The sequence below is a fragment of the Pedobacter sp. genome, from assembly GCF_035566355.1.
Lineage (GTDB): Bacteria > Bacteroidota > Bacteroidia > Sphingobacteriales > Sphingobacteriaceae > Pedobacter.
The window spans coordinates 1-11,897 of sequence record NZ_DATMRL010000462.1 but is presented as its reverse complement, the minus strand read 5'-3'; the positions used below and the strand labels follow the sequence as shown (position 1 = coordinate 11,897).

Below are 11,897 nucleotides of genomic sequence, written 5' to 3'. Positions count from 1 at the left end.
TGATGCAAATACATTCGTTAAAAATATCCAGATTAAATTAAAAGCGGCTAAACTAGGATCCATATCCTATAAAGTTGTATTGAGCCCATTGAAAAATGAGGTGTCAATGCAAAACAATGCACAGAATTTCGTTGTAGAGGTTATAGACGACAGGCAAAAAGTATTAATAGCTGCTGCCGGACCTCATCCTGATCTGGCCGTTTTAAAACAAGCTATAGAAACCAACAGACACTTTGAGGTAAAAACCATTTTAAATAAAGACCTGGATGTGGTTAATGTCAATGATTATAGTCTGGTGATTCTTTACCAGCTGCCAGACCAGCAGTTTAAAGCGGCATCCCTGATCGGTAAAGTGCAAGCGTCCAAACGACCGGTTTGGTATGTACTTGGTGCGCAAACTGACTTTACTGCCTTTAACCGTTTACAGCAACAGGTAAGTCTAAGCAGCTCCAATGACCGGCTTCAGGAAATCACACCAATAGTCAATACTGATTTTACCACCTTTGAAATTAATGAAGCATTTAAAAAAAGTATTCAAAGTTATGATCCACTGCAAATACCCTATGGGCAATTGAATATCAACGGAGTGGCTTTGGCGATGCTGAATCAAAAACAAACGAAAATCGGATCCAATCTACCTTTATGGTTTTTTATGTCCTCTGGTGAGCTTAAATCGTGTTACCTCATTGGAGAAGGGCTTTGGAGATGGAAACTGACTGAGGCAAGAAATAATTTGTCCGAAACGTTGAATCAGCTGGTGTTGCAATCTGTCCAATATCTCACCGTTAAAGATGACAAACGTAAATTTAAGGTTTATCCATCAAAAACGAGCGTGGACGAAAATGAGTCCGTAGTTTTAAATGCCAGTCTGTATAATGACAATTATCAACCCGTAAATACACCAGATGTTACAGTTAGAATCCGTAATGAAGGTGGAAAGGTTTTTAATTTTACCTTTTCAAAGTCAGAGAAAGCTTACCTGCTTAATGTCGGACTGTTGCCTCCTGGAACTTATAACTATGCTGCGGAGACTTCAATGGGCGGCCGGAAATATACTGCTGAAGGCACATTCTTTGTAAATCCTCTGTTTGCTGAATATCAGCAAACGACAGCAAATCATCAATTGCTATACACCATTTCTGCCCAAACTGGTGGAAAGATGTATGCCCCGGAAAACCTTAAAGAACTGTTCAGGGAGCTCAAAAACAAGGAAACTATAAAGACCTTAAGTTTTGAAGACCTGAAATATGAAGAATTAATTAACTTTAAATGGTTATTTGTACTGATCTTAGCCTTGCTAAGTACAGAATGGTTTGTGAGAAAGAGAAACGGTTTACGCTAGTTAAAAAGTATGGAAATAAGTACGTCACAAACCATTGAGATTCTGGGTACAATTGCTTTTGCAATATCCGGCTCTTTTGCAGCTATGCAAAGACGGCTTGATCCCTTCGGCGTATTGATCATTGCCTTTGTCACTTCTATAGGGGGTGGTACCGTGCGCGATTTGTTATTAGGAGATACGCCCGTGGCCTGGATGAGAGATGTCAATTATTGTCTGCTGATCCTGATCACCTGTATTGCGACCATCTTTTTCAAAACCCACATTAAAAAGTTTAAGGTAACACTCTTTCTTTTTGACTCTCTCGGTCTGGGGCTGTTTACCATGCTGGGCATTCAGAAAGGCATTTTATTTGGTCTGAGCCCTGGAATTTGTGTAGCTCTGGGCACCATTACCGGATGTTTTGGCGGAGTAATCCGCGATACGCTTTTAAATACAATACCACTTATCTTTAAAAGGGAAATCTATGCAACAGCCTGTATCCTTGGTGGAATTCTGTACTATGGACTGATCTATTTTAAGATAGGGAATGATCTGGCCAGGATTACGGTGATTGCCTTTATTTTTGTATTTCGGATTATCGTAGTGAAATATAAGCTCACTTTGCCAAGATTTGGCTATTAGTCTTTAGGAGCTTCTTTGATAATGACAAAGACATCCTCGTTGTCTTTCTTCATGAAGTACTTTTCTCTGGCGAACTTTTCTGCGGTATTCAGATTGGTATTCAGTTCATTCAGGTCTTTCTTTACATGAGCCGTTTCTTTCTCGTAGAAATCTTTTTCTTCCTGAAGTTTGTTTACTTCAGAGCGGTATTCATACTGAGACAACATATCGTTCTTGTCAAAAAATAGCATCCATACCACAAAAGCAGCAGCTGCAATGAAGTATTTGTTGCGGAAAAGATCAAGTAAACGATTCATAGACACAAATATAAGGTAAAATTCATAAAAAGAAACGGCCCTTATCGAAAAATAAGGGCCGTTTCTTTTATATAAACTTTTAAATTATTTCTTGAAGAATTTAAAATCTTTACCAATGAAACGTGCAGCTGCACCAAGTTCTTCTTCAATACGAAGCAACTGATTGTATTTTGCAATCCTGTCCGAACGTGAAGCAGATCCGGTTTTGATTTGACCACAGTTTAGGGCTACAGCCAGATCAGCAATCGTTGTATCTTCAGTTTCACCACTTCTGTGGCTCATTACCGAAGTATAACCATTCGTTTGTGCTAAAGTAACCGCGTTGATGGTTTCAGTTAAAGAACCGATTTGGTTCACTTTTACCAGGATAGAGTTTGCAGTATCCTGGTCTATACCAGTTTGCAAACGCTTAACGTTAGTTACGAACAAGTCATCACCAACCAACTGAACTTTATCACCGATTTTCTCAGTTAGTAATTTCCATCCAGCCCAGTCATCTTCCGCCATACCATCTTCAATAGAGATGATTGGATATTTAGCCGCTAAACTGGCCAGGTAGTCCACTTGCTCAGCGCTGGTGCGGATGGCACCTTTATCGCCTTCAAATTTAGTATAGTCGTATTTACCGTCCTTGTAGAATTCTGAAGCTGCACAATCAAAAGCCAGGCAAATTTGCTCACCTGCTTTGTAACCTGCTTTTTCAATCGCCTTAATAATGGTTTCAACTGCATCTTCAGTACCTTCAAAAGTAGGTGCAAATCCACCTTCGTCACCTACTGCAGTAGAAAGACCTCTGCTGTGCAGGATTGCTTTTAAGTTATGGAATACTTCAGTACCCCATCTTAAAGCTTCTGAAAAAGAAGAAGCGCCAACTGGCATGATCATAAATTCCTGAAAAGCAATAGGGGCATCAGAGTGCGAACCACCGTTCACAATATTCATCATCGGGATAGGCAAAGTATTAGCATTAACCCCGCCGATGTAACGGTATAAAGGCTGACGGCTTTCCTGAGCGGCAGCTTTAGCTACAGCTAAAGAAACACCAAGAATAGCGTTTGCACCTAAATTACCTTTGTTCTCTGTTCCGTCCAGTTTGATCATCAGGTTATCGATGGCATTTTGCTCAAATACATCGATACCTCTTAATTCAGCAGCAATCTTGTCATTTACATTGGCAACAGCTTTTAAAACACCCTTACCCATATATACAGACTTATCGTTATCACGAAGCTCTACAGCCTCGTGCATACCCGTAGAAGCACCAGATGGTACGGCCGCACGGCCAAGGACACCATTTTCTGTGATTACGTCTACTTCAATTGTAGGATTGCCGCGGGAGTCAAGTATTTGCCGCGCATGAACATCGATTATTAAACTCATTTTTATTGGTTTTTATTTGTAAATAAGCCTTAGTGTAGAAATTACAATTACTAAGGCAATATCCAAAGTTATAATAAATTTTAAATTATAGGCTTTGATAATGTTTTTTTTTGAATTAAGCCTTAGCTAAGAAATAGTTAAGTTAAAATGTTGTCAAAAAAAGAAGGGAGATAATTCTTAGAATTATCTCCCAGGTATAGTATTTTATCTTCTAAAATGATTATGCTATTTCAGATTTGGAAGCAAAAACCGCTTTATAAACCAGACCAGCCAAAATAGCCCCTGCAATAGGTGCAACCCAGAACAGCCAAAGCTGACTCAGCGCCTCACCACCAACAAATAAAGCCTGGCTGGTGCTTCTTGCAGGATTAACAGAAGTATTGGTTACAGGAATGCTGATCAGGTGTATCAGCGTAAGACAAAGGCCTATGGCCAAGCCCGCAAATCCTTTAGGTGCCCTGTCATCGGTAGCGCCTAAGATAACGATAAGGAATATAAAGGTCATCACAACTTCGCAGACCAGCGCTGCAGTCAGACTATATTTTCCAGGAGATAAATCTCCGTAGCCATTGGTTGCAAAGCCCCCAATGGAACTTCCGTTACCAGTAGCAATAACATACAGGATACCAGCAGCGGCAATGCCGCCCAGTACCTGGGAAATAATGTAGGGAATCAAGTCTTTTCCGTCAAAGCGGCCTCCAATCCAAAGACCAACGGATACGGCGGGATTGAGGTGACCGCCGGAAATGCTGCCTATGGCATAGACCATAGTCACAACAGTTAATCCAAATGCGAGGGCTACGCCGGCAAAGCCGATGCCTGCCCCAGGATAATTACAGGCAAGGACAGCGCTGCCGCAGCCGCCCAGTACGAGCCAAAATGTTCCAATAAATTCTGCTACTAGTTTTTTCATACTTTACGGTGTTTAAATTTTTATTTGGTGTGGGAGTGATCATATATGTAATTTACAATAAATAATTATGACTTACACAAATAAAATTTCAGTAAAGTAGTTTTTTTTACTCCCACTTAAAAACCTTAACAGCTACAGCGTAGATGCCAAACCCCCAGATAATCATGATCAGGATTTGTTGCTTGACATCCCATAAACCTGCACCTTCAAATGCAACCTTTCGCATCGCGTCGTTCAGGTAAGTTAAAGGCAGGGCCCTGCTGATGGGTTGTAACCAGTTTGGGAATGCATCTATAGAAAAGAAAGTGCCCGAAAGTAAAAATTGTGGCAAAGTAATAATATTGGATATTGGAGGGATGGTGCTTTCGCTCTTGGCCAGACCAGACACCACAAATCCAAAGCCCATGAAAACAATAACGCCAATGGTGGCCAGTAGGAGCATATTGATCACCGTTATGACACCATGTATAAGTGTGAAATGAAAAAAGAAATGTCCAATCAGGATGATAAACAGGGCGCCAAGTAAAGCAAAACCAATTCTGGCAAGTCCTTCCCCCAATACAATACTGGATCTTTTCACTGGCGTGGCAAAAAAGCGTTTGATCACCAGGGTTTGACGTAAGCTAAAAAAGACAAATGCCGTTCCAAATACACCAGTGCTGAGTAAAGAGAAGCCCAGTTGACCAGGGAGAATAAAATCTATGGTCCTGTAGATACGGCCTTTCACGGTACTTTCATTCAATTCAGCAACGGTTGGCTTCATGTCTCTTGAATTAAGCGTATAGAGCAGGTTATTCAGGATGGATTTAAGAATGTTGGACTTATCAATAGAGGCCGAGGTATATTTTACATCAGCTATAAAGGCTGGCGTACCCGATGGATTACTTTTAACATCAATGACAGCATCTATGGTTCCTTTTTCCAGGTCGGCCTGAATTTCTTTAGGGGCTTTATCTTTTATGAGCCTCACTACAGAGACTTTTTCCAATGCATAGATTATAGGGTTTTGAAGATTAGAACCGGGTGCAACAGCAAGATCTACTTTAACCCCACCTCCGCCAAGAAAACCGAAAACGAGGATAAAAATCAGCGGAAAAGCCAGGGTGAATACAACAGCAGAGGGGCTGCGCATGATGGATCTGAAGCTGGCTTTAGCCAGTGCTAAAGTTGCTTTGGTATTGTTATAAGGTTTGTTCATGGTTCTCAGATTATCCTTCACGCCATTGCTGGCCGGTCAGGTTAATAAATACATCTTCAAGGTTTGCCTTTTTTACTTCTTTTTTTCGTTCAAAGCCACTATTGACAAGATTGTCAATTAAATTGTCGGGTGAATCCAGTGCAATAATCTGTCCGTGTTCTACAAAAGCAACCCGGTCACAAAGCTGTTCTGCTTCATCCATATAATGTGTTGTGATCACTACAGTGGTACCGCTTTTGCGAATTTCAATGATAAGGTCCCATAGATTGCGCCGGGCTTGTGGATCTAAACCGGTTGTGGGTTCGTCCAGGAAGATGATTTTGGGATTGTTGATGAGGGTAGTGGCGATAGAGAAACGTTGTTTCTGGCCTCCTGAAAGGGCTTTATACCGGGCTTTGGCCTTGTCCTGAAGATTTACTTTTTCCAGCATTTCCATGGGCTTGATATCTACTCCATACAATCCGGAAAATAATTCCATCAGTTCAACCAGGTTGAGGTTAGGGTAGTAGCCCGCAGCTTGTAACTGTACACCTATAATTTGTTTGATCCTCCCTGCATCGTGATCTACTGATAAACCATCAACGGTAATTTCTCCGGATGTTTTTTCTCTCAGGGTTTCAATGATTTCGAGGGTTGTCGTTTTTCCGGCGCCATTTGGGCCAAGTAACCCAAAGATTTCGTTTTCATACACGTCAAAGCTGATGCCTTTTACCGCGTTGAAATCATCATAGTTCTTTACCAGGTTTTTAACACTGATAATGGCCTTCTTTTTATCCATGGTGTAAAAGTAAGAAGGTTTTTAAGGAATAGAAAACCATCTATCCCTTAAAACCTGCAATATGTCGGTAAAATGATGCTTTAAACCTGTGAATAAGGTTACCAGGCCAGCTCGCCTTTGATCATTTCAATAAAGTCATCAAAAAGATAACGGGAATCATGAGGGCCTGGAGAAGACTCCGGATGGTACTGAACAGAGAAAGCTTTTTTGCCTTTGACCCGGATACCTTCAATAGACTGATCGTTCAGATTAAGGTGGGTAATCTCTACTTTGTCAGAACTTCTCACTTCTTCTGGAATCACACCGAATCCGTGGTTTTGTGAAGTCACTTCACAATGATTTTTGATGATGTTCTTTACGGGATGGTTTAATCCTCTGTGTCCGTTGAACATTTTCATGGTTCCGATACCATTGGCTTCTGCCAGCAGCTGATGACCTAAACAAATTCCAAACAGGGGTTTGTCTGCAGCTAATACTTGCTTAACGGTTTCAATTGCATAAGGCATTGCGGAAGGGTCACCAGGGCCGTTGGAAATAAAATAGCCATCAGCACCCCATTTATTCATCTCTTCGAAGCTTGTCTTTGCCGGAAATACCTGTACATAAATATCTCTGTCGTCAAAATTACGAAGGATATTTTTCTTAATACCCAGATCCAGTGCAGCGATCTTATAGGTAGCTTCCGGAGACCCGTAGAAATAAGGCTCTTTGGTAGATACTTGAGAAGAAAGTTCTAAACCATCCATGGAGGGAACTTCTGCTAATTTCTTTTTCAATTCCTCCAGATCAGTGATTTCGGAGGAGATAATGGCATTCATTGCACCTTTATGTCTGATGTGACGCACCAGGGCACGGGTGTCTATGTCTGAAATACCGACAATATTTTCATTCTGGAAGTAATCCTGAATTGACTCTGAAGCTTCTTTACGGCTAAATCCAATATTGTAGTTTTTGCAAACCAGACCCGCTATTTTGATGGAATCAGATTCGATCTCTTCTTTATGTATTCCATAATTTCCGATATGAGCATTGGTGGTAACCATGATCTGGCCGAAATAGGAAGGATCAGTGAAAATTTCCTGATACCCGGTCATTCCTGTATTGAAACAAATTTCTCCGGTTGTGGTACCGATTTTTCCGGCTGCTTTACCGTGGTATACGGTTCCGTCTGCCAATAACAAGATCGCGGGTAACTTGGTGTAGTTAGTCATGATGATAATAATCAGAAATTATGTGGAAAAAAGAGAAAAAAGAATGGGGAGTACTGGCATTTTGGCCATTTTTACTGTTAACAAATGTGATGTTATCTAACCCGTTCATTTCGGGATACAAAGATAGGTTTTTGAGTGTTCATTTCAATATTTTTTTAACAGTAATTTTAAGAAGGGGTAGATTAAGGGAATTTAGAGGAAAATTCTGTACAGCTGCTTCAAGACTAACGATATCAGGACCGCTGAAGAAGCGGACAGATCTCTGAGGTCTTGAAGCAGCTGTACAGAATTTTCCTTAGCAAATTGCAGAGGGGGGAGGTGACCAGGTAGAGCGCAGAGGTTATGAAACAGGAACCGGTATTGTTCCTGAATCTTCCGGACAAGGTTGTGTACTGGTGTATAGTCCCAGCAGAGTTAGTCCGGTGTGAGTCCGGAGTAAGTCCGGGTTTTTGCAGAAAAACCCGGACTTAGGCTGCTCTAATTCAGGAGTAACTCAGGAGTTAGTATAAACCAGGACTGGAACAGGCAAGTTCCAGGCACATACTAGCCAAATAACCCTGTCGAATTCCATAACCTACTCTGCCCCCTGCCCGGATCCTCCCCCCCCCAGCTAAGCGCCTAAAAAAATCAATACTACTCTGAGAGGACCTCAGGGGGCCTTGCCACAAGAGCGAAGCGGGGCAAGGACTCCAGTCCTCGAAGAGTATATTGATTTTTCAATAAGCTTACTATCCTACTAATTTTACGTAAAGGTTATTGTTTTTGCGTTTTATTTCGATTGTAAAACCTAATTTTGTCAATCTAAACCTAATAGGCATGTCAGTAAATAAAGAAGTAAAACGCATTACTACACATATTCTGCAAGAAATGAAACAACGTGGCGAGAAAATAGCCATGTTAACAGCTTATGACTATTCCATGGCTACAATCCTTGGAGACGCAGGGCTGGATGTATTACTCGTTGGAGATTCTGCATCTAATGTTATGGCGGGACATGAAACAACCCTTCCAATTACGCTGGATCAAATGATTTACCATGCTCAAAGTGTAGTTAGAGGAGCAGGACGAGCATTCGTTGTTGTAGATCTGCCTTTCGGATCTTATCAGGGAAATTCAAAAGAAGCCCTGAATTCTGCCATCAGAATTATGAAAGAGTCCGGGGCACATGGCGTAAAGCTGGAGGGCGGGGCCGAGATTGTGGAATCAGTTGAACGTATTATTACCGCAGGTATACCAGTGATGGGACACCTCGGGCTTACTCCGCAATCCATTTATAAATTTGGAACCTATACAGTAAGAGCTAAAGACGAGCTGGAAGCAGAAAAATTAAAAAGTGACGCAAAGATTCTGGAAAAGGCCGGGTGTTTTTCAGTTGTGCTGGAAAAAATACCTGCAAAATTAGGAAAGGAAGTATCTGAAAGTTTACATATTCCAACCATAGGAATTGGCGCCGGTCCGGATTGTGATGGACAAGTACTCGTGGTTAATGATATGATTGGTCTGACCAAAGGCTTTAAGCCTCGTTTCCTGCGTCAGTATCTGGATTTATATAGTGGAATAAAAAATGCCGCAGAATCTTATATCAAAGATGTGAAAGGCAATGATTTTCCAAATGAAAAAGAACAATATTAAGCAATGTCTGTAACCGATAAAGATATACTTTACGAGGACAATCATCTAATAGCAGTATATAAACGCGCCGGTGATATTGTTCAGATTGACGAGACAGGAGATGAGCCATTGGAAGACATGGTTAAGAAATATCTTGCTAAAAAATACAATAAACCCAACAGCGCTTTTCTGGGTGTGGTACATCGTCTGGACCGCCCCGTTAGCGGAGTAATCCTGTTTGCCAAAACCAGTAAAGCACTGGAGCGGATGAATGCGCTTTTTAAGAACAGGGAAGTCAAAAAGACCTATTGGGCGGTGGTGAGAAACAAGCCGGCACAACCTTCAGGTACATTAGTACACTGGCTGATTAAGAACCCTCAGAAAAACGTAGTTACCCCCCATAATAAAGAAGTGCCCGGAAGTCAGCGCTCCGAATTGAGTTACAGGCTCATTGGTGAACTTGGAGGTTATTATCTGATCGAGGTAGACCCATTAACGGGTCGTTCTCATCAAATCCGGGTACAACTATCCACCTTGGGCTGCCCCATAGTTGGAGACAATAAATACGGTTATCCAAGGGGGAGCAGAAAGGGCAGCATTTGCTTGCATGCGCGTCGTCTACAGTTTACACACCCTGTAAAAAAGGAGCCTGTTAATATATTTGCCAAATTGCCGGTAGATGGTTTTTGGGAGCGTTTTGAAGACTTTTAATTGCAATCTGCTTTAGTAAGCACAATGGCACTGTTGAACTGGAGGTTTTTCGGATCTTTAAATACCATCTCTCCGTTCTTATCTTCCACGTCGCCGAAGCCTTCTATTAACTGATTTTCCTTTTTGAGAAAGGCGACTTGTCTTGCTGAATGCATGCCTTCGGAATCAAAAGTGTAATCGATTAAAAGGGTATCGCCTTTCATCACACCAGATATTGTTCCATAATTCCTATCTTTTTCATACAAACTATAGGTTAAATCTCCTGTAATTTTGCCCGAGGTTGTATGCAGGGAAAGGGCAATGGTATCCTTATCTTTAATATAGGAATAGCATTCTTGTCCGGGAAGGGTGACGTGCTCGCTTTCCGCATGCACTATGCTGTCGGCTTTTGGGTTGGTTACAGTTGTGTTCTGACAGGAACTCAGCGCGCCTGTAAGTGCGAAAAGCGAAAGAAGGTAATGTTTCATCTCTTGGTTCTTCAATAAGGTATACAACAGTTAAGGTACAAAATAGTTGAGCAAAGTTGAAATTAAACAGAAAACCCCGCTTTGGGCGGGGCTTTCTAAACAATTAACAAAACGTATTACCATACAAAGGTAGCTGCTGCCCCGGCAGGTAAATTAGTCTCCAGGGTTTTGCCATTATCTTTTATATTGAAATTTTGAGTATGGTCGGTTGTGTTGGCTATGATGAGCACTTTCTTGCCTTCAGGTGTTTTAAAGGCCACGTTTTCCAGTCCGCTTGTAGAATTGGATCCAATCCTTACAGAGCCCGGAGTAACAAATTTAGAAGCGTGGCCAATAATATAATAAGCAACGTTTCTTTTTACCGCTGAATGTATGGTTAAGGCACCAAGGCAGGTTACACAGCCACCTACTGTGTGTGGACCATAAGAAGGATCTGCGGCAAGGTTCCATTCCAGTACATTTTTGGCCCAGTTTCGTGTGGCACCAATGATCAGGGTAGAAACATGCCATTTCAGGTCTTCAGGGAAATTACCCGGGCCACCTACCCATTGCTCTGTAAAATACAGGTTCTTATCCGGGTGGGCATTATGGACTTCAGTCAGGGCATCAATTTTACCACCATATAAATGAAAAGCAGAACCATCTACATATTGACGGGCTTCCGGATCATTCAGGATCGTAATAGGATAATCTGGTCTGTCGGCATTATGGTCATAAACAATGATCTTGGTTTTGATGCCTTCCTTTTTGAACACAGGACCAAGGGCTGTTTTAACGAACTTGGCCTGGTCTGGAGCTTCCATATACATGCTGGGTACATTTCCAGGATGTAAAGGTTCATTCTGGATGGTCACCGCATCAACAGTAATTCCTTGTGCTTTCATAGCCTGAATGTATTTTACAAAATACCTGGCATAAGATTCGTAATATTCAGGTTTTAAACTACCTCCTTTAAAACTGTCGTTGTCTTTCATCCAGGTAGGTGCCGTCCATGGAGAACCCAGGATTTTAATAGAAGGATTGATGGCTACAATGCGCTTAAGCACCGGAACCAAATCTTTCATTTCTCTGGACAGGGAGAATTTTTCCTGGTTTATATCAGTCTGTCCAGTGGGAAGATCATTATACGTAAATGTATCTGCACTTAAGTCTGAAGCACCTATACTGATGCGCAGGTAACTGATGCCAATGCCATTTCCTTTTCTGGAGAAAAGTTCCTGAAGCAGGGCTTCCTTTTCTTTTGCAGGAAGACTATGAATCAATGTAGCACTTCCACCAGTTAAGGTGAAGCCAAAGCCATCAATACTTTGATAAGTCTGTTGCTCATTGATCTCAATGGAGGGATTACTATTGCTGAAATCTCCAAAGT

The 11,897-nt window shown here is 41.5% G+C and carries 11 protein-coding genes and 1 pseudogene; 4 read left to right on the top strand and 8 right to left on the bottom strand.

The window, feature by feature from the left end:
* Together VNZ46_RS17890 and VNZ46_RS17885 are read left to right on the top strand one after the other, a co-directional pair.
* A pseudogene (locus tag VNZ46_RS17890) lies at nt 1-1,342 on the top strand (hypothetical protein); the annotation flags it as partial.
* A 9-nt stretch (nt 1,343-1,351) separates the two neighbouring features.
* Complete coding sequence (locus tag VNZ46_RS17885) at nt 1,352-1,963, top strand: trimeric intracellular cation channel family protein (protein WP_325561396.1); 612 nt, start codon at nt 1,352-1,354, stop codon at nt 1,961-1,963.
* Here the strand turns inward: VNZ46_RS17885 and VNZ46_RS17880 are convergent.
* From VNZ46_RS17880 to carA, 6 genes are all read right to left on the bottom strand, one after another.
* Entirely contained in the window at nt 1,960-2,259 is a 300-nt protein-coding gene (locus VNZ46_RS17880; protein ID WP_108549952.1) for an FtsB family cell division protein, read from the bottom strand. The two genes, VNZ46_RS17885 and VNZ46_RS17880, sit on opposite strands and share 4 nt — an antisense overlap.
* A gap of 84 nt (nt 2,260-2,343) precedes the next feature.
* Nucleotides 2,344-3,639 (bottom strand): phosphopyruvate hydratase, encoded by a 1,296-nt coding sequence (eno, locus tag VNZ46_RS17875; protein ID WP_108549953.1) that lies wholly within the window; start codon nt 3,637-3,639, stop codon nt 2,344-2,346.
* Between the two features lie 220 nt (nt 3,640-3,859).
* A complete protein-coding gene (gene aqpZ, locus VNZ46_RS17870) occupies nt 3,860-4,552 on the bottom strand; it encodes an aquaporin Z (RefSeq protein WP_325561395.1) in 693 nt (230 codons plus the stop codon).
* Between the two features lie 106 nt (nt 4,553-4,658).
* The gene (locus tag VNZ46_RS17865; RefSeq protein WP_325561394.1) at nt 4,659-5,750 is read right to left on the bottom strand and encodes an ABC transporter permease; all 1,092 of its coding nucleotides are present in this window, start codon (nt 5,748-5,750) and stop codon (nt 4,659-4,661) included.
* A gap of 10 nt (nt 5,751-5,760) precedes the next feature.
* Nucleotides 5,761-6,528 carry an ABC transporter ATP-binding protein gene (locus VNZ46_RS17860; protein ID WP_325561393.1) on the bottom strand — a complete coding sequence of 256 codons (768 nt, stop codon included), beginning with the start codon at nt 6,526-6,528 and terminating at the stop codon, nt 5,761-5,763.
* 98 nt (nt 6,529-6,626) lie between these two features.
* Nucleotides 6,627-7,739, bottom strand: coding sequence for a glutamine-hydrolyzing carbamoyl-phosphate synthase small subunit (gene carA, locus VNZ46_RS17855; protein ID WP_325561392.1), 1,113 nt, complete (start codon nt 7,737-7,739; stop codon nt 6,627-6,629).
* Between the two features lie 816 nt (nt 7,740-8,555).
* Here carA and panB point away from each other — a divergent pair.
* Together panB and VNZ46_RS17845 are read left to right on the top strand one after the other, a co-directional pair.
* Nucleotides 8,556-9,371 (top strand): 3-methyl-2-oxobutanoate hydroxymethyltransferase, encoded by an 816-nt coding sequence (panB, locus tag VNZ46_RS17850; protein WP_325561391.1) that lies wholly within the window; start codon nt 8,556-8,558, stop codon nt 9,369-9,371.
* 3 nt (nt 9,372-9,374) lie between these two features.
* Nucleotides 9,375-10,061 (top strand): RluA family pseudouridine synthase, encoded by a 687-nt coding sequence (locus VNZ46_RS17845; RefSeq protein ID WP_325561390.1) that lies wholly within the window; start codon nt 9,375-9,377, stop codon nt 10,059-10,061.
* On the opposite strand, the gene VNZ46_RS17840 is transcribed toward VNZ46_RS17845, so the two are convergent.
* Both VNZ46_RS17840 and VNZ46_RS17835 read right to left on the bottom strand, forming a co-directional pair.
* Entirely contained in the window at nt 10,058-10,528 is a 471-nt protein-coding gene (locus VNZ46_RS17840; protein WP_325561389.1) for a hypothetical protein, read from the bottom strand. The two genes, VNZ46_RS17845 and VNZ46_RS17840, sit on opposite strands and share 4 nt — an antisense overlap.
* 116 nt (nt 10,529-10,644) lie before the next feature.
* A partial coding sequence (locus VNZ46_RS17835) for a glycoside hydrolase family 30 protein (RefSeq protein ID WP_325561388.1) occupies nt 10,645-11,897 on the bottom strand: 1,253 nt, incomplete at its 5' end.